Genomic DNA, 16,839 nt, shown 5'->3' with positions numbered 1-16,839 from the left:
TGAGTTCCGCCGACAGCAGCGGGCCGATGGCGCGCGCAATGATGTCCGAGCTGCCGCCCGGCGGGTAGGGCACCACCAGGCGCAGCGGGCGCGTGGGCCAGTTGCTCTGGGCCAGCGCACCGGCGCCGGTGGCCACGAGGGCGGTGGCGCCAGCGGCGCGCAGGAATTGCTTTCGGCTCAGGGTCATGCTCTTGTCTCCGGGTTTTGTGTTGTCAGTTGTCGTACAACTGAAGCGAATTTTCAACCGAGACATGCATGCCGTGATAAAGGGTTTTCCCTTGGTTGTCTGAATTCCTGTTCCGGCGCCATCCGTCCCGCAGGGCGCAGGGCGGTCCAGGATGCCCAGAAGGCGTCAGAAGGCGTCAGGCGGCGCTGGTCTTTTGTGCCAGGCGCAGGCGTTCGCGGCTGTTGGTCAGGTGGATGCGCATGGCCGCGCGGGCCGAGTCGGCGTCCTGGCGCTCGATGGCGGCGAGGATTTCCTCATGCTCGCGGTTGACGCGGCGCAGGTAGTCGGGGTCGCGCTGGGGCTGGTGGATGGAGGCGATGCGCGTGCGCGGAATCAGCTGGGCGCCGAAGTGGCGCAGGATGTCGCCGAAGTAGCGGTTGCCCGTGGCCTCGGCGATCTGGGTGTGGAAGGCCAGGTCATGGGCCACCGTGTCCTCGCCGCGCGCAAAGGCGATCTCGAAGGCCTGCAGCGCCGTGCGTATGCCCTGCAGCTGCTCGGGGCTGCGGCGCAGCGCGGCCAGGCCGGCGCTTTCGGTCTCCAGGCTGATGCGCAGCTCCAGCACGGCCATCACGTCCACGGCGGCCGTCAGCTCGTCGGCATTGAGCATCAGCGTGGACGCGGGCTGGGCGGCGCGCACGAAGGTGCCTATGCCATGGCGCGTCTCCACCAGGCCCGAGGCCTGCAGGCGCGACAGCGCCTCGCGCACCACGGTGCGGCTGACTTCGTAGGTCTGCACCAGCGACGATTCCGTGGGCAGCTTCTCACCTTCGGCCAGCAGGCCGTTGCGGATCTTGCTCGCGAACTCGTCGAACAGCAGGGCGGCCAGATTGCGGCCGCTGCGACCGGACTTTCCTCGCAGGGGAAGCTCGATCGTTGGGGGTGATGCGGGAAATCCCTTTGCCGAACTTTCCATGGTGCTGATCATAATCGCTCCAAGTTGTACGACAACGTATCACAAGACGTCAACGCTGTCGCAGATTTTTCCGATTTTCCGACCCCGTCCGCAGTCCAGATGAGCACCTCCCAAGCGACCCACGCGATCCGCCACGTCCGCATCACGCCCATTGCCTTCCGCGATCCGCCGCTGCTCAATGCGGCCGGCATCCACGAGCCCTGGGCGCTGCGCTCCATCATCGAGATCGAGACGGCCTCGGGCCTGGTCGGCATCAACGAAAGCTACGGCGACCAGCCCATGCTCGATGCGCTGGCCAAGGCCGCGCCCGCGCTGGTGGGGCTGTCGCCCTGGGCGCTCAACGAGATGGAGGCCCGCGTCGCGGCCCTGGTGGCGCCGCCTGCGCTGACGGCGTCGGAGTTCCTGGGCCAGCAGGTGTCGCTGGCGCCGGGCACGCATGTGTCCAAGACCGTGGCCAAGGTGGTCAGCGCCTTCGAGGTCGCCATGCTGGACCTGCAGGGCCAGATGGCCGGGGCGCCCATCGTGGACCTGCTGGGCGGGGCGGCGCGCGACAGCGTGCCGTTCTCTGCCTACCTGTTCTACAAGTACGCCGAGCACATCGACAGGCCCTATGGACCAGATTCTTCGCCCGACGCCTGGGGCGAGGCCCTGGCGCCGCAGCAGCTGGTGGAGCAGGCGCGGCGCATGATTGCGCAGTACGGCTTCCAGAGCATCAAGCTCAAGGCCGGCGCGCTGCCGCCCGAGCAGGAGGCGGCCGGCATTCTGGCGCTGGCCGAGGCCTTTCCGGGCACGCCGCTGCGCATCGATCCCAATGGCAACTGGACGGTGGAGACCAGCCTGAAGATCGTGCAGCAGTTGCAGGGCGTGCTCGAGTACTACGAGGATCCGGCGCCCGGCCTGGACGGCATGGCCGCCGTGGCGCGAGAGTGCGATGTGCCGCTGGCCACCAACATGGTGGTGACGGACTTTGCCGAATTCCGCCGCAACGCCGACATGGGCTGCCCCGTGAAGATCGTGCTCAGCGACCACCATTACTGGGGCGGGCTGCGCGCCACGCAGCGCCTGTCCACGCTGTGCCGCACCTTCGACCTGGGCCTGTCCATGCACAGCAATTCCCACCTGGGCATCAGCCTGGTGGCCATGACGCACCTGTGCGCCAGCGTACCCCTGCTGACCTATGCCTGCGACACGCACTACCCCTGGCAGGACGAGGAAGTCGTCGAGGGCGGCCGGCTGCAGTTCGAGCAGGGCAGCCTGCGCGTGCCCACGGCGCCCGGCCTGGGTGTGCGGCTGGACCGCGAGGCCCTGGCCCGCCTGCACGACAACTACCTGCACTGCGGCATCCGCAACCGCGACGACCTGGGGCAGATGCGCAAGTACGACCCCGCGTTCACCGGCCACCAGCCGCGCTTCTGAACCCGCTTTCACACCATTCCAACGACAAGCCCTTCCCGGAGACAAGCACCATGCAACGCCGCACACTCATCCAACATTCCCTCGCCAGCGCCCTGCTGCTGGGCACGGCCCTGGCCGCCATGCCCGCCGCCGCGCAGGGCAACTGGCCCACGGGCAAGCCCATCACCTACCTGGTGCCGTTCCCGCCTGGCGGCAATACCGATACGCTGGCGCGCGTGATCGCCCAGCCGCTGAGCAAGGCCCTGGGCACGCCCGTGGTGATCGAGAACAAGGGCGGCGCGGGCGGCAGCGTGGGCTCGGCCATCGCGGCGCGCGCACCGGCCGATGGCTACACCATCCTGGGCGGCACCATCAGCTCGCACGCCATCAATGTGAGCCTGTACGCCAAGCTGGACTACGACCCGGTCAAGTCCTTCACGCCGGTGGCCATGCTGGGCTCGGGCCCGCTGGTGCTGGTGGTGCCGGCCTCCAGCCCCTACAAGACGCTGGCCGACGTGCTGGCCGCCAGCAAGGCCAAGGCAGCGGCGGGCGGCCTGACCTCGGCCTCGCCGGGCAGCGGCACCTCCAACCACATGGCGCTGGAGCTGCTGGGCTACCAGACGGGCGTGAAGTTCACCCACGTGCCCTACAAGGGCAGTGGCCCGGCCGTGCAGGACGTGATCGGCGGCCAGGTGGACATGATGTTCGACACCGCCCTGGTCGTCGGCCCCCATGTGCAGGCCGGCAAGCTGCGTCCCATCGCCGTGACCAGCTCGCGGCGCCTGGAGTCGCTGCCCGATGTGCCCACCATCGCCGAGGCGGGCGAGAAGGGCTTCGACATGGGCTCCTGGCAGGCCGTGTTCGCGCCCGCAGGCACGCCGGGGCCCATCGTGGACCGGCTGCATGCGGAGATCATGAAGATCGTCGCCACGCCCGAGGTGCAGGCGCGCCTGAAGAACTTCGGCATGCTGCCTTCGCAGATGACGCCGGCCGAGCTGGGCGAGTTCCAGAAGGCCGAGGTGGTCAAGTGGGGGAAGGTGATCAAGGCTGCTGGAATAAAGGTGGAATGACACCCTGAGGCGCTTCGCGCCTTCCCCGTTGCACGGCGCCCCTTCTCGCTTCGCGGAGGGGGACAACGCCTTCGGCTGGGCGCCCCCGCCGTGAGGCGGCTCTTGCTCGGCGTTCCTGAGTTGGGACGTGACGGTTGCGAGGGCTGCACTCCGATTGCGACAGGCCCCTAGAAAATTGAGACATTGCCATGAGTACCCCACTTCCTCTTTCCATCCGCATGCATCCGGCCGACAACGTGGCCATCGTGGCCAATGACGGGGGCTTGCCTGCGGGCACGGTGATGCCCGGGGGGCTGGTGCTGGTCGACAAGGTGCCGCAGGCGCACAAGGTGGCGCTGGTGGACATTGCCGAGGGCGGCGAGGTGCGCCGCTACAACGTGGTGATCGGCTATGCGCTGCAGGCCATTGCCGCGGGCAGCTGGGTGCATGAGCGGCTGCTGCGCATGCCGGGGGCGCTGTCTCTTGAGGGGTTGCCGATCGCCACGGTGCAGCCGCCCGAGCTGCCGCCGCTGACGGGCTACACCTTCGAGGGCTACCGCAATGCCGATGGCACGGTGGGCACGCGCAACATCCTGGCCATCACCACCACGGTGCAGTGCGTGGCCGGGGTGCTGGATTTCGCGGTGGGCCGCATCAAGGCCGAGCTGCTGCCGCGCTATCCGAACGTGGACGATGTGGTGGGCCTGGAGCACAGCTATGGCTGCGGCGTGGCCATCGATGCCGTGGGCGCCGAGATTCCGCAGCGCACGCTGCGCAACATCAGCCACAACCCGAATTTTGGCGGCGAGGTGATGGTGGTGAGCCTGGGCTGCGAGAAGCTGCAGCCCGAGCGGCTGCTGCCGCCGGGGTCCTTCCCCATCGTCGATGAGCGCGAGCCCGCGCTGGACGTGGTCTGCCTGCAGGACGAGGCGCATGTGGGCTTCATGTCCATGGTGGACTCCATCATGGGCAGCGCCAGGGTGCATCTGGAGCGGCTGAACGCGCGCCGGCGCGAGACCGTGCCGGCCAGCGCCCTGGTGGTGGGCGTGCAGTGCGGCGGCAGCGATGCGTTCAGCGGCGTCACGGCCAACCCGGCCGTGGGCTTTTGCACCGATTTGCTGGTGCGCGCAGGCGCCACCGTGATGTTCAGCGAGGTGACCGAGGTGCGCGACGGCATCGACCAGCTCACCTCGCGCGCCTCCAGCCCCGAGGTGGCCCAGGCCATGATCGAGGAGATGGCCTGGTACGACGCCTACCTGGACAAGGGCCGCGTGGACCGCAGCGCCAACACCACGCCGGGCAACAAGAAGGGCGGCCTGTCCAACATCGTCGAGAAGGCCATGGGCTCCATCATCAAGAGCGGCACGGCGCCCATCACCGGCGTGCTGTCGCCGGGCCAGCGTCTGGCCGACCGGGGCATCCAAAGCGGCCTGGTCTACGCGGCCACGCCGGCCAGCGACTTCATCTGCGGCACGCTGCAGCTGGCCGCCGGCATGAACCTGCATGTGTTCACCACGGGCCGGGGCACGCCCTACGGCCTGGCCCAGGTGCCCGTGATCAAGGTGGCCACGCGCAGCGACCTGGCGCGGCGCTGGCATGACCTGATGGACGTGAACGCGGGCCGCATCGCCGAAGGCCAGGCCAGCATCGAGGACGTGGGCTGGGAGATGTTCCGCCTGATGCTGGACGTGGCCAGCGGCCGCAGGAAGACCTGGGCCGAGCAGTGGAAGCTGCACAACGCCCTGGTGCTGTTCAATCCAGCGCCCGTGACCTGAGCCGCGCGCACAGGCCCCTGTCGGCACAGGCTGACAGGGCGCCGGTGCGCCGCTGCGCACAATGGGGGCCATGCCCCCAGATACCCCGGAAACTCCCCCCGCCTCGTCCTGGTCCGCACGCCTGGACCGGCTGCTGGAACTGAACCCGCTGCGCGCCATGTGGAACGCCGTGCAGCTGTGGCTGGACGCCGATGGCCTGCGCATGAGCGCCGCCATGTCCTTCTACGGCATCCTGAGCCTGGCCCCGCTGCTGCTGCTGCTGGTCGGCCTGCTGGGCTGGTGGGTGGACCGCAGCTATGTGGAGCACCAGCTCATCGACCAGGTGCAGGACGTGATCGGCGAGCGCGGCGCCCAGGTGGTGCGCGGCGCGCTGGAAAGCGCCCAGCGGCCCGACGAGGGGCGGCTGGCCTCGCTGTTCGGCTTCATCCTGCTGATGTCGGGCGCCACCGGTGTCTTCGTGGAGCTGCAGTCCGCGCTGGAAAGGCTCTGGACCTCGAACGGCGAGCCACCGCCGCCCAAGGCCGTGTGGTGGCGCATGGCCGCGCTGCGGCTGCGCGGCCTGACCTATGTGCTGGCGCTGGGCTTCTTGCTGCTGGTGTCCATGGCCCTGTCCACGGCCATCCAGCTGATCACCAACTGGGCCGGCACCAAGCTGCAGATGCAGCCGCTGGGGCCGCTGGTCAGCCTGATCAACGAGTGCGTGTCCTTCGGCATCACCGTGCTGCTCTTCGTGGGGCTGATGCGCATAGGCGGCGGCCCCAAGCCCCGGCTGCGCTATCTGATCTTCGGGGCCATCATCGGCGCCCTGCTGTTCACGCTGGGCAAGCAGGCCCTGGCCTGGTACCTGGCCACGGCGGCCGTGGTCTCGGCCTATGGCGCGGCGGGCTCGCTGGTGGTGCTGCTGATGTGGATCTACTTTTCCTCGGCCATCCTGCTGCTGTCGGCCGCCACGGCCAAGGCCTTCAGCGATGCCGGAGTGCGCTTCACCCATCCCATCCGGTTTGCGCCCCAGGACGGCAAGGGCTGAACCTCGGCGCCTGTTCCGTATCCCATCCAGGCGATGAACCTCTGCGCCGCGGCCCGAAAGGCTGCGGCGCAGGCGTTTGGGAGTGGAACAATGCAGTGAAGTCCCCTGGCACCAAGGCCAGGGGCCAAGGACAAGATGGACCGATTGCAGACCATGCGGGTATTCCAGACCGTGGCCGACGAGGCCGGGTTTTCGGCGGCGGCGCGGCGCCTGGACATGTCCGTGCCCACGGTCACGCGCCTGGTGGCCGACCTGGAGCAGCACCTGGGCACGCGGCTGCTGCAGCGCACCACGCGAAGCGTCTCGCTGACCGAGGCTGGCGAGGCCTACCTGGAGCGCGTGCGCGGCATCCTGGCCGATGTGGAGGATGCCTTCAGCCTGGCGCAGGCGCACACGCTGGAGCTGTCTGGCGCCGTGCGCGTGCTCACGCCGCCCGTGTTCGCCGAGCATGTGCTGGCGCCGCTGGTGGCGGACTTCCACCGCCTGCATCCGCGCATTTGCATCGAGGTCTTCGTGGAGTCGGCCAGCGAGGCGGCCGTGGGCGAATACGACATCACCTTCGTCAATGCCGAGGAGGGCTACGACGGCAACGTGGTGGCCCGGCCCATCGTCACCACCTGCGGCCTGGCCTGCGCCGCGCCCGAGTACCTGGACGCCCATGGCGTGCCTGTCGTGCCCGAGGACCTGGCCGGCCACCAGTGCCTGCTGCGCCGGCGCATCCAGGGCCGCTCCGACATGCTGCGCATGCGCCGGCTCGACGGCAACGCGGGCGAGGTCGAGGTGGCCGTGCGCCCCGTGCTGGTGGCCAACCACACGGGCACGCTGCTGCGCGCCACGCTGGACGGCGCGGGCATCAGCACCCAGCCGCTGGACCTGATCGCGCGCCACCTGCGCTCGGGCCGGCTGCGCCATGTGCTGCCCGAATGGACCACGGGCCGATTCACGCTCTACGCCACCCTGCCCACGCGCAAGTTCATGCCGGCGCGCGTGCGCAGCTTCCTGGACTTCGTGGCCGAGCACACGCAGCGCTCCATGCAGGGCCTGCCCGAGAACCTGCCGGCGCTGTCCATCTAGCGTTCCCCGCTCCTGCCGGCCTGCGCCTGTCATCTAGGTTACTACCGCAGCGGTTTGCGCCTCGGGGTTTCCCAGGTGAATTCCGCTGTGCGGAATCTTCGGGTTGATGGTGCACGGCACCGCCTCCTAAGCTGGTTCACAGCAAACAAGGAGGCAAGGCAATGCGAGAACAGACCCTGGTCCGGTGGCGGCCACCGGCGGCGGCAGGCGGGAGGCGGTGATGGACGTCTTCCTGCAGCAAGTGCTCAACGGACTGACCCTGGGCGGCATCTATGGCCTCGTGGCCCTGGGCCTGACCCTGGTCTACGGCATCCTGCACGTGCCCAACTTCGCGCACGGGGGCTTCTACATGATCGGCGCCTTCGTGGCCTTCCAGGCCATGGTGGCCTGGAGCTGGGGCTACTGGGCGGCCATGCTGGTGGCGGCGGTGGCGGTGGCGGTGCTGGGCATCGTCAGCGAGCGGCTGATCTTCCATCCGCTGCGCAAGGCCTCGCCCCTGCATCCCAAGATCGCCTCCATCGGGCTGCTGCTGTTCCTGGAGGCCGGAGCCCAGGCGCTGTGGGGCGCGGACTTCCAGCGCATGCCCACGCCCTACACCTCCATCGTGGAGATGGGCGGAATCACGGCGCCTGCGCAGCGCCTGCTGATCATAGTCGCGGCCTTTGCGCTGATGGTGGCGCTGCACCTGTTCCTGACGCGCACCACCACGGGCTCGACCATCATCGCCATGGCCCAGAACCGCGAGGGCGCATCGATGGTGGGCATTGACGCCAACCGCGTATCCATGCTGACCTTTGCCATCTCAGGCGTGCTCGCGGCCGTGGCGGCCACGCTGTATGCGCCCATCAACCTGGTCTATCCGGCCATGGGTCACCTGGTCATCACCAAGGCCTTCGTGATCATCATCCTGGGCGGCATGGGCAGCATCCCGGGCGCCGTGCTGGGCGGGCTGATCATCGGCTTCGCCGAGAGCTTCGGTGCCTACTACATCTCCACCGACTACAAGGACATCATCGCCTTCGTGCTGCTGGTGGTGATCCTGTCGCTGCGCCCTCAGGGCCTGTTCGCCAAGAGGAGTCATTGAATGAACGGATTCATCGACTCCCGCATCGCCTGGGGCCTGCTGCTGGCCGCCGGCATCGCCTTTCCCTGGCTGGCGGGCAACGACTACCACCTCACGGTGATGAGCACGGCCTACATCTTCGCCATCGCCACGCTGGGCCTGAACCTGATCACGGGCTACACGGGCCAGCTCAATCTGGCGCATGCGGGCTTCATGGCCGCGGGCGCCTATACCGTGGGCATCCTTACGGTGGACCATGGCTGGCCGTTCTGGGGCGGGCTGGTGATGTCGGGCGTGGTGTGCGCGGTGCTGGGCTACCTGATCGGCATCGTCTCGCTGCGGCTCAAGGGCCACTACTTCTCCATCTTCACGCTGTGCGTGGGCTACATCATGTTCCTCGTCATCGAGAAGTGGGAGGGCCTGACCCACGGCACGGTGGGCATCATGGGCATCCCCGCGCCCGAGGCCCTGGGCGCGCTGAGCTTCGAGTCGCCGCTGGCGCTGTACTACCTGGTGCTGGCCTTCCTCGTGGCCTCGGTCTGGGTGATGCGGCGCATCGTCCGGTCGCTGCTGGGCCGCACCTTCGTGGCCATCCGCAACAGCGACGAGCTGGCCGAGGCCCTGGGCATCAACCTCATGCGCAACAAGGTGCTGGCCTTCATGCTGAGCGTGGTCTACGCGGGCGTGGCGGGCGGCCTGTATGCGGGCTTCGTGCGCTTCATCGGGCCGGACATGGCGGGCGTGCACCACACCTTCGACATGATGATCTTCGCCATGGTCGGCGGCATGGGCACGGTGCTGGGCCCGCTGCTGGGCGCCATCGGCATGCCCTGGATCACGCAGTACCTGCAGTTCCTGCAGGAGTACCGCTTCATCGTCTTCGGCCCCATTCTCGTGATGCTGGTGATCTTCATGCCCTACGGCGTGGTGGGCAGCGTCACCGCCTGGCGCGCGCGCCGCAATGCCAAGGAGGGCAAGCCGCATGCTCAAGATTGACCACCTGACCAAGCGGTTCGGCGGACTGGCCGCCGTGAGCGATGTCAGCACCGTGATCGAGGAAGGCCGCATCAACGCCATCATCGGCCCTAACGGCGCCGGCAAGACCACGTTCTTCAACCTGATCAGCTGCGTGCACAAGCCCACCTCGGGCACCATCACCTTCAATGGCCAGGACGTGACCTCGCTGCGCACCGACCAGGTGGCGAAACTGGGCGTGGCGCGCACATTCCAGACCACGGCGCTGTTCGACCGCGCCACGGTGCTGGACAACCTCATCGTGGGCCACCGGCTGCGCACGCGCTCAGGCCTGTGGGACGTGCTGCGCGGCTCCAGCCGCCTGCGCGAGGAAGAGCGCGTGTGCCGCGAAAAGGCGCGCGACGCGCTGGACTTCGTGGGCCTGTCGCATGTGGCCGGCCGCATTGCGGGCGACATCACGCAGGAGGAGCGCAAGCGCGTGGCCTTCGCGCTGGCCCTGGCCACCGACCCCAAGCTGATGCTGCTCGACGAGCCCGCCGGCGGCGTCAACCCCGAGGAGACCGAGGGCCTGGCCGAGCTGATCCGCAAGCTGGTGCGCCACGGCATCACGGTGGCGCTGATCGAGCACAAGATGGGCATGATCATGAGCCTGGCCGACAAGATCCTGGTGCTCAGCTACGGCGAGAAGATCGCCGAGGGCACGCCCGAGGAGATACGCCGCAACCCCGCCGTCATCGATGCCTACCTGGGGAGCGAGCATGCTGAAGTTTGAGAACGTGTCGCTGCGCTACGGCAGCTTCCTGGCGCTGGACGGCGTGAGCCTGCATGCCGACCGGGGCGAGCTGGTGGTGCTGCTGGGCGCCAACGGCGCAGGCAAGAGTTCGCTGTTCCTCACGGCCAGCGGCATCCACAAGGCCGCGGGCGGCTCCATCGTCTGGAACGGGCAGGAGCTGGCCGGGCGCAAGCCTTCGGCCATCGTGCAGTCCGGCGTGGTGCAGTGCCCCGAAGGGCGCAAGCTGTTTCCCCAGATGTCGGTGCTGCGCAACCTGCAGCTGGGCGCCTACGTGCACCGCCGCGACCCCGGTCCCAGCCAGAAGACGCTGCAGGAGGTGATGGAGCTGTTTCCCATCCTGCGCGAGAAGCAGCATGACCCGGCCGGCTCGCTGTCGGGCGGCCAGCAGCAGATGGTGGCCATCGGCCGCGCCATGATGGGCCGGCCCCAGGCCCTGCTGCTGGACGAGCCCTCGCTGGGCCTGGCGCCCCTGGTCATCAAGCAGATGTTCGAGGCCATACAGCGCATCAACGCGGCCGGCACCACCGTGCTGCTGGCCGAGCAGAACGCCTATGCGGCGCTGAAGATCGCGCACCGCGCCTATGTGATGGAAAGCGGCCGCATCGTGCGCGAGGGCAAGCCGGCCGAGCTGCTGGCTGACGACTCCATCCGAAAAGCCTACATCGGTGCATGACGCCGCCTCTTGCCTCTACCCAAGCCACCACCACCAACGATCCAAGGAGACAGACATGACAGCATTCGCACCATTGACCCGCCGCAGGGTGGGCACGCTGGCCCTGGCCTGCGCCGCCGTGGCCGCCGCCGGCCCCGCGCTGGCGCAGGAAGTCGTCAAGATCGGCTACTCCGGCCCGCTGTCGGGCGGCGCTGCCCAGTACGGCAAGAACGTGCTCGACGGCATGCAGATGGCCGTCTCCGAGATCAATGCCGCAGCGCCCGAGATCGGTGGCAAGAAGGTCAAGATCGAGATCGTTCCGCTGGACGACAAGTACAACCCGTCCGAGACCGCGATCAACGCCCAGCGCCTGGTGCAGCAGCACAAGACGGCGGCCATCCTGGTGCCGCATTCGGGCGGCATCTTCGCGCTGCAGACCACCAACGAGCGCAGCAACTTCATCGTGCTGGCCTACAGCTCGGTGCCGCAGATCACCAACCGGGGCAACAAGCTGACCCTGCGCATCCCGCCCGAGTTCACCTCGTACATCGACCCGTTCTCCAAGTACGTGATGGGCCGCTTCGGCAAGAAGGTGGCCCTGGTGGGCGCCGACCACGACTACGCCAAGGCCTGGGTCGCTGCCTTCAAGCCCGGCTGGGAAAAGCTGGGCGGCACCGTGGTGGCCGAGAACGCCATGAGCTACAACCGCGCCACCGATTTCTACAGCGGCGTGAGCAAGGCACTGGCCGAAAAGCCCGATGTGCTCTTCGTGGGCGGAGCCTCCGAGCCCACGGCCCTGGTCGTCAAGCAGGCGCGCGAGCTGGGTTTCAAGGGCGGCTTCGTGGTCATGGACCAGGCCAAGCTCGACGAAATGGCCCGCGTGGTCGGCGGCTATGCGCCGCTGGAAGGCGCCATCGGCGTCATGCCCGTCTCCGAGGACACCAAGCCCGAGAACAAGGCCTTCGTCGAACGCTTCGGCAAGGTCTACCCGGGCCGCATCCCGGGCTCGGAGGCGCAGTGGAACTACACGGCCGTGCACGCCACCGTCAAGGCCATGCAGCTGGCCGGCTCTGCCTCGGACACCAAGGCCATCCACGCCAAGCTCGACGAGGCCTACAAATCCCTGCGCCCCGACGTGAACCCCGGTGGCGTCAAGGGCGTGGATGAGCGTGGCGGCACGTTGACCACGGAGCGCGGTGCGGCCGTGCGCGACGGCAAGATCGAGGCGGTGATGACGGTGGCGAACAAGTAGAGCGCCGCTCAGTTTTTCGACCGAAAGCGCCTGGTGCCAGCTTGATCTGGCCCAGGCGCTTTCTTATGGACTCAGTTGTCCGGTACTTGCGTTTGACGTTACTGACGCGGCACGTTATTATTTGCTTCCATGACGATCCAGTCATTCAAGTGCCCCGACACCGAGCAACTGTTCCAGCAGAGGCGGGTGCTTCGGTGGAGCAGCATTGAAGTGGTTGCGCTGCGCAAGCTTCGGATGCTGCGTGCCGCTCATGTGCTTCAGGACTTGAGGGTCCCGCCCGGAAACCGGCTGGAGGCGCTGCACGGAGATCGCAAGGGGCAGCACAGCATCCGCATCAATGACCAGTGGCGCGTGTGCTTTGTGTGGACCCATGAAGGCCCGAGTCAGCTGGAGATCGTCGATTACCACTGAAGCGAAAGCGTTGATCCTGGATCTGGCGCAGGAGTGCTGACCATGAACAAACCTTTGAACCTCCCCACGCCAGGCGAAATCCTGGCCACTGAATTCCTGGAGCCCATGGGCCTGACGCAATACCGCCTGGCCCAGGCCATCCATGTCCCGCAGACACGCATCGCGGCCATCGTCAAGAACGGCCGCTCCATCACCGCGGATACGGCGCTGCGCCTTGCGCGCTTCTTTGGCACGTCCGTGGAGTTCTGGATGAATCTGCAAAGCCAGTACGACGCCGATATCGCGCGTGAGGCCATAGGCGACGACCTGGAGTCCATCGAGCCCTTTGCTCTGCAGGCTTGAAGAAGACATGCTGAGTCGCTGCGCAGCGGCTCACGTAAGAAAGGCCCCTGCACCGCGGTACAGGGGCCTTTCTCATTGCAGGGCTGCGTTGTTTACAACAAGCTCGCTCCACCATCCAGCACCAACGCCTGCCCCGTCATGTGCCGCGATGCATCGGACGCCAGGTAGACCACGGCGCCCTTGAGGTCCTCCTCGCCGCCGATGCGTCGCAGTGGGGCGCGGGCGATGAGCTGGTCGCCGAGTTTGTCGATGAGGCCGTTGGCCAGCTTGCTGGGGAAAAAGCCCGGGCAGATGGAGTTGACGCGGATGCCGTAGTGGCCCCATTCCGAGGCCAGGGTGCGCGCCAGATGCACGGCGGCCGCCTTGGAGGTGTTGTAGGCCACGGTGTTCATGCCGGGCGGCGTGCCCTTGAAGGCCGCGACCGAGGCCGTGATGATCACGTTGCCCCGGCCCTTGGGGATCATCACGCGCCTGGCCACTTCGCGGGTGAGGAAGAAGGGCGCGGAGACGTTGAGGTTCATGACCTTGTTCCAGGCCTCGTCCGGGTATTCCTCGGCCTTGGCGCCCCAGGTGGCGCCCGCGTTGTTGACGAGGATGTCGATGTCGCCGCAGCGCGCCAGCACGTCCTCGACCAGGGCGGGGATGGTGTCGAACTTCTGCAGGTCGTTGGTGAAGGTCTCGACCTGGTAGCCAAGGCCCTGCAGGTGGGCCTTGGCCTCGGCCAGCTCGTCGGACTTGCGCGCCGTGATGGCGAGCCGGGCGCCCATCTCGCCCAGCGCCTCGGCCATCTGCAGGCCCAGGCCGCGCGAGCCTCCGGTGATCAGGGCGGTCTTGCCCGTGAGGTCGAACAATGCTTTCACGCTCATGCTGTATGTCTCCTGGCTTGGGTTTCTGGTGGTTGAGCAACACCTGCATGCTAGGGCGCCGGCACCGTGCACGCTGTCGTCTTGGCTACTTTGCCGTGCTGAGCGGTACCGCGCGGGCACCTGCGGGACAGGCGTTCAGGCCCTGTCGATGTCCTGCTGCAGCCGCCGCACCATGCGCTGCAGCGCGGGCACGCCGTCCTGGCGCAGCGCGTCGGCCGTGACGAAGCGCGAGGGCCCGCCCAGGCTGACGGCCATCAGCGGCAGGCCGCGCCCCGGCGAGAAGGCCAGGGCAATGGCGTTGACCTCGGGCTGCCAGTCGCCGAACGAACGCGACAGCCAGGGCTGGGGCTGGTTGCCTGCCTCCGGCCACAGCGGCAGCTGGGCCTGTGCGGCGGCCCATTGCTCGGGCGCGTGAGACTGCAGATAGTCCAGCGCGCGCTGGCGCTCGGACGCGGGGCTGGCGGCCAGCCAGGCACGGCCCACGGCCGTGGTGGCCAGGGGAATGCGCGAACCCATGTCCAGGTCGCGGTGCATGAAGCGCGCGCTTGGGCAGTGCTCGATGTAGACCATGTTGTGCCGGTCGCGCGTGGCCAGGGCCACCTCGGCATCGGTGGCGGCCGCCAGCTTGCGCATCAGCGGGCGCGCGATCTGGCGCACGTCCAGGCGCGAGAGCATGGCGCTGCCCAGCGCCAGCGTGGCCGTGCCCAGGCGGTATTTGCCCTCTTCGGGCACATGGATGAGGTAACCCAGCGTGGTCAGCGTGTGCGTCAGGCGCGAGACCGTCGACTTGGGCAGTCCGCAGCGCCTGGCGATGTCCTGGTTGCCCAGCAGCTTCTCGCCGGAGCGAAAGCACGACAGCACGTCCAGCCCGCGCGCCAGTGCGACGATGAAGTTGCGGTCTTCGTCGCCTGGCGGGGCTGAAGGAAGGGAGGAGGGCGGCATGCGCCGATTATCGGCAGCCGCCCCGCCACGGGGTGTCGTGGGCTTTACTTCTCGACGAAGGCGCGCTCGACCACGAAGTCGCCGGGCGTGGTGGTGTTGCCTTCCTTGAAGCCGCGGTGCTCCAGCAGCTCCTTGAGTTCGTTCAGCATGGCGGGGCTGCCGCACAGCATGACGCGGTCGGTCTCGGGGTTGAGCTCGGGCAGGCCGATGTTCTGCGGGAAGGTTCCGGCCGTGATCTGGTTGGAGATGCGGCCCTGGTTGCGGAAGGGCTCGCGCGTCACCGTGGGGTAGTAGATGAGCTTGTCCTTGACGATCTCGCCGAGGAACTCGTGCTCGGGCAGTTCCTTCTCGAACAGCTCCTGGTAGGCCAGCTCGTTGGCATGGCGCACGCCGTGCACCACGACCACCTTCTCGTAGCGCTCGTAGGTCTCGGGGTCGCGGGCCACGGCCAGCCAGGGGGCCAGGCCCGTGCCGGTGCCGATCAGGTACAGGTTCTTGCCGGGCAGCAGGTAGTCGATCAGCAGCGTGCCCGTGGGCTTCTTGCCGACGATGATGGTGTCGCCCACCTTGATGTTCTGCAGGCGCGAGGTCAGCGGGCCGTCGGGCACCTTGATGGACAGGAACTCCAGGTGCTCCTCGTAATTGGGGCTGGCAATGGAGTAGGCGCGCAGCAGGTTCTTGCCGTCGACCTTCAGGCCGATCATCGTGAAATGGCCGTTGGAAAAGCGCAGCGCAGTGTCACGGGTGGTGGTGAAGGAGAAAAGGCGGTCGGTCCAGTGGTGGACGGACAGCACGCGTTCTTCAAGAAAAGCACTCATGTTGGCAATACGGTGAATTCGGGGCGGACAGTGCCCGCCGGGACGTTGCAATGAGAGGTCAGTGCCATGCAGGCACGCGGTGGCGGGAAGCGCAGGGGGCAGGCGCGGTGTGCGCGTTGCCGCTGCTTCGTGGCGGCCGGTGACCGGGGCAAGGTCGCTATTGTCCGGTAAATGGCGTCAAAAGGGGCAGGCGCGAACCTTTGTCTTGATACGGATTAGTGATAAGCAAAATGACGCTGGCCGAGTCCAGCGGGCCATCGCCTATTGCTTTTCGGGCAGGCCAGCTTCGAGTGTCCAGGGCTGTATGGCCTGTGCCAGCCAGTCCATGAGCACGCGCACGCGGCGTGGCAATTGGCGGCGGTGGGCATAGATCAGGTGCAAGGGCATGGGCGGGGGCGGATGGCGGGGCAACACCTCGATCAGCTCCCCGGCATCCAGCAGCGGCTGCACGGCCAGGCGCGGGACCTGGATCAGGCCCAGGCCGGCCTGGCAGGCCGAGAGATAGGCCTCGGCGTTGTTCACGGTGAGCGCGCCCGCCATGGGCAGGCTGAGTGCCTGGCCGTCCTCCTCGTACTCGAAGCCCAGCGGCCGCGCGCCCAGCGTGCGCTGGTAGTGCACCAGCCGGTGACCGCCCAGATCCTGCAGCGTGGCGGGCAGCCCGTGGGCCTGGATATAGCCGGGGCTGGCGCAGGTGGCCAGCGCCACCAGGCCCAGCGGGCGGGCGACCAGCCCGGGCTCGTCCACGGGGCCCAGGCGCAGCACGCAGTCGAAGCCTTCGCGCACCAGGTCCACGCGGCGCTCGGTGCAGCTCAGTTCCAGCTCCAGCGCCGGATGGCTTTGCAGCAGTTGCGGCAGCAAGGGCATGACGACGTGGCGCGCCAGGCCCGTGGTCATGTCCAGCCGCACCTTGCCCTGCAGCGGCGCGTCGCCGGCCTGCTGGAACTGGCCCTGGAACTCGTCCACGTCGGCCAGCAGGTCCTGACAGCGTTCGTAGCAGGCCTGGCCGTCCTGGGTGAGCTGCACGCGCCGCGTGGTCCGGTGCAGCAGCCGCGTGCCCAGCCGCGCCTCCAGCTGCTGCACGGCCTGGGAGACGCTGGCCTTGGGCAGGCCCATGCTTTCGGCTGCACGCGTGAAGCTGGCCATCTCGGCCACGCGGCTGAAGATCTGCATCTGCTCCAGAAGCTTGATTGTTTGCATGGGGCGAACAAATAAATCAGAAACAGCCAATTTATCCAAAAATAGACCTTCAATACAGTCGCTACGCGG

17 protein-coding genes and 1 pseudogene are annotated in these 16,839 nt (G+C 67.6%); 12 read left to right on the top strand and 6 right to left on the bottom strand.

Annotation, left to right across the window (positions count from 1 at the left end; genetic code table 11):
* Together L995_RS32590 and L995_RS29505 are read right to left on the bottom strand one after the other, a co-directional pair.
* Positions 1–187, bottom strand: a pseudogene (locus tag L995_RS32590) (tripartite tricarboxylate transporter substrate binding protein); the annotation flags it as partial.
* Between the two features lie 175 nt (positions 188–362).
* A complete protein-coding gene (locus L995_RS29505; protein ID WP_034366548.1) occupies positions 363–1,151 on the bottom strand; it encodes a FadR/GntR family transcriptional regulator in 789 nt (262 codons plus the stop codon).
* 87 nt (positions 1,152–1,238) lie between these two features.
* Between L995_RS29505 and L995_RS29500 the strand changes: the two genes are divergently transcribed.
* From L995_RS29500 to L995_RS29445, 12 genes are all read left to right on the top strand, one after another.
* Positions 1,239–2,555, top strand: coding sequence for a glucarate dehydratase family protein (locus L995_RS29500; RefSeq protein WP_046986931.1), 1,317 nt, complete (start codon positions 1,239–1,241; stop codon positions 2,553–2,555).
* A gap of 50 nt (positions 2,556–2,605) precedes the next feature.
* On the top strand, positions 2,606–3,604 hold the full coding sequence (locus L995_RS29495) for a Bug family tripartite tricarboxylate transporter substrate binding protein (RefSeq protein ID WP_047474985.1): 999 nt from the start codon (positions 2,606–2,608) through the stop codon (positions 3,602–3,604).
* Positions 3,605–3,792: 188 nt separating this feature from the next.
* Entirely contained in the window at positions 3,793–5,358 is a 1,566-nt protein-coding gene (garD, locus tag L995_RS29490; RefSeq protein ID WP_047474984.1) for a galactarate dehydratase, read from the top strand.
* Positions 5,359–5,428: 70 nt separating this feature from the next.
* A complete protein-coding gene (locus tag L995_RS29485) occupies positions 5,429–6,385 on the top strand; it encodes a YihY/virulence factor BrkB family protein (protein ID WP_047474989.1) in 957 nt (318 codons plus the stop codon).
* A gap of 135 nt (positions 6,386–6,520) precedes the next feature.
* The gene (locus L995_RS29480) at positions 6,521–7,459 is read left to right on the top strand and encodes a LysR family transcriptional regulator (RefSeq protein ID WP_016448675.1); all 939 of its coding nucleotides are present in this window, start codon (positions 6,521–6,523) and stop codon (positions 7,457–7,459) included.
* A gap of 220 nt (positions 7,460–7,679) precedes the next feature.
* The gene (locus tag L995_RS29475) at positions 7,680–8,543 is read left to right on the top strand and encodes a branched-chain amino acid ABC transporter permease (protein WP_016448674.1); all 864 of its coding nucleotides are present in this window, start codon (positions 7,680–7,682) and stop codon (positions 8,541–8,543) included.
* Positions 8,544–9,518: a branched-chain amino acid ABC transporter permease gene (locus L995_RS29470; RefSeq protein ID WP_047474980.1), complete on the top strand. Its 975-nt coding sequence runs from the start codon at positions 8,544–8,546 to the stop codon at positions 9,516–9,518. It abuts the gene before it with no gap.
* Complete coding sequence (locus tag L995_RS29465) at positions 9,505–10,269, top strand: ABC transporter ATP-binding protein (protein ID WP_016452146.1); 765 nt, start codon at positions 9,505–9,507, stop codon at positions 10,267–10,269. Before L995_RS29470 ends, L995_RS29465 begins: the two co-directional genes overlap by 14 nt.
* Positions 10,256–10,963 carry an ABC transporter ATP-binding protein gene (locus L995_RS29460; protein ID WP_046238968.1) on the top strand — a complete coding sequence of 236 codons (708 nt, stop codon included), beginning with the start codon at positions 10,256–10,258 and terminating at the stop codon, positions 10,961–10,963. The genes L995_RS29465 and L995_RS29460 overlap by 14 nt, the downstream gene beginning before the upstream one ends.
* 55 nt (positions 10,964–11,018) lie before the next feature.
* Positions 11,019–12,194: an ABC transporter substrate-binding protein gene (locus tag L995_RS29455; protein ID WP_013800139.1), complete on the top strand. Its 1,176-nt coding sequence runs from the start codon at positions 11,019–11,021 to the stop codon at positions 12,192–12,194.
* A 129-nt stretch (positions 12,195–12,323) separates the two neighbouring features.
* Positions 12,324–12,605 (top strand): type II toxin-antitoxin system RelE/ParE family toxin, encoded by a 282-nt coding sequence (locus tag L995_RS29450; RefSeq protein ID WP_047474978.1) that lies wholly within the window; start codon positions 12,324–12,326, stop codon positions 12,603–12,605.
* 42 nt (positions 12,606–12,647) lie between these two features.
* Positions 12,648–12,947: a HigA family addiction module antitoxin gene (locus L995_RS29445; RefSeq protein WP_013800141.1), complete on the top strand. Its 300-nt coding sequence runs from the start codon at positions 12,648–12,650 to the stop codon at positions 12,945–12,947.
* Between the two features lie 92 nt (positions 12,948–13,039).
* Here the strand turns inward: L995_RS29445 and L995_RS29440 are convergent, their stop codons facing one another.
* From L995_RS29440 to L995_RS29425, 4 genes are all read right to left on the bottom strand, one after another.
* Positions 13,040–13,813, bottom strand: coding sequence for an SDR family oxidoreductase (locus L995_RS29440; protein WP_016448669.1), 774 nt, complete (start codon positions 13,811–13,813; stop codon positions 13,040–13,042).
* A gap of 135 nt (positions 13,814–13,948) precedes the next feature.
* Positions 13,949–14,755: an IclR family transcriptional regulator gene (locus L995_RS29435; RefSeq protein ID WP_016448668.1), complete on the bottom strand. Its 807-nt coding sequence runs from the start codon at positions 14,753–14,755 to the stop codon at positions 13,949–13,951.
* Between the two features lie 44 nt (positions 14,756–14,799).
* On the bottom strand, positions 14,800–15,573 hold the full coding sequence (locus tag L995_RS29430) for a ferredoxin--NADP reductase (RefSeq protein WP_016448667.1): 774 nt from the start codon (positions 15,571–15,573) through the stop codon (positions 14,800–14,802).
* Between the two features lie 261 nt (positions 15,574–15,834).
* Positions 15,835–16,770, bottom strand: a complete 936-nt coding sequence (locus L995_RS29425; RefSeq protein WP_047474976.1) for a LysR family transcriptional regulator — start codon at positions 16,768–16,770, stop codon at positions 15,835–15,837.
* Positions 16,771–16,839: the final 69 nt, after the last annotated feature.

The sequence above is a fragment of the Delftia sp. ZNC0008 genome (assembly GCF_000799035.1).
Lineage (GTDB): Bacteria > Pseudomonadota > Gammaproteobacteria > Burkholderiales > Burkholderiaceae_C > Comamonas > Comamonas tsuruhatensis.
Note: the sequence above shows the minus strand (reverse complement) of the source record. Positions and strands in the feature narration are given on the sequence as shown.

Excerpts from the sequence above, each read along its gene's own strand:
- L995_RS29435 (WP_016448668.1), bottom strand. The coding sequence starts at position 14,755 with ATGCCGCCCTCCTCCCTTCCTTCAGCCCCGCCAGGCGACGAAGACCGC.
- L995_RS29425 (WP_047474976.1), bottom strand. The coding sequence starts at position 16,770 with ATGCAAACAATCAAGCTTCTGGAGCAGATGCAGATCTTCAGCCGCGTG.
- L995_RS29455 (WP_013800139.1), top strand. The coding sequence starts at position 11,019 with ATGACAGCATTCGCACCATTGACCCGCCGCAGGGTGGGCACGCTGGCC.
- L995_RS29460 (WP_046238968.1), top strand. The coding sequence starts at position 10,256 with ATGCTGAAGTTTGAGAACGTGTCGCTGCGCTACGGCAGCTTCCTGGCG.
- L995_RS29440 (WP_016448669.1), bottom strand. The coding sequence starts at position 13,813 with ATGAGCGTGAAAGCATTGTTCGACCTCACGGGCAAGACCGCCCTGATC.
- L995_RS29450 (WP_047474978.1), top strand. The coding sequence starts at position 12,324 with ATGACGATCCAGTCATTCAAGTGCCCCGACACCGAGCAACTGTTCCAG.
- L995_RS29445 (WP_013800141.1), top strand. The coding sequence starts at position 12,648 with ATGAACAAACCTTTGAACCTCCCCACGCCAGGCGAAATCCTGGCCACT.
- L995_RS29485 (WP_047474989.1), top strand. The coding sequence starts at position 5,429 with ATGCCCCCAGATACCCCGGAAACTCCCCCCGCCTCGTCCTGGTCCGCA.
- L995_RS29505 (WP_034366548.1), bottom strand. The coding sequence starts at position 1,151 with ATGATCAGCACCATGGAAAGTTCGGCAAAGGGATTTCCCGCATCACCC.
- L995_RS29480 (WP_016448675.1), top strand. The coding sequence starts at position 6,521 with ATGGACCGATTGCAGACCATGCGGGTATTCCAGACCGTGGCCGACGAG.
- garD (WP_047474984.1), top strand. The coding sequence starts at position 3,793 with ATGAGTACCCCACTTCCTCTTTCCATCCGCATGCATCCGGCCGACAAC.
- L995_RS29475 (WP_016448674.1), top strand. The coding sequence starts at position 7,680 with ATGGACGTCTTCCTGCAGCAAGTGCTCAACGGACTGACCCTGGGCGGC.
- L995_RS29430 (WP_016448667.1), bottom strand. The coding sequence starts at position 15,573 with ATGAGTGCTTTTCTTGAAGAACGCGTGCTGTCCGTCCACCACTGGACC.
- L995_RS29470 (WP_047474980.1), top strand. The coding sequence starts at position 8,544 with ATGAACGGATTCATCGACTCCCGCATCGCCTGGGGCCTGCTGCTGGCC.
- L995_RS29500 (WP_046986931.1), top strand. The coding sequence starts at position 1,239 with ATGAGCACCTCCCAAGCGACCCACGCGATCCGCCACGTCCGCATCACG.
- L995_RS29495 (WP_047474985.1), top strand. The coding sequence starts at position 2,606 with ATGCAACGCCGCACACTCATCCAACATTCCCTCGCCAGCGCCCTGCTG.
- L995_RS29465 (WP_016452146.1), top strand. The coding sequence starts at position 9,505 with ATGCTCAAGATTGACCACCTGACCAAGCGGTTCGGCGGACTGGCCGCC.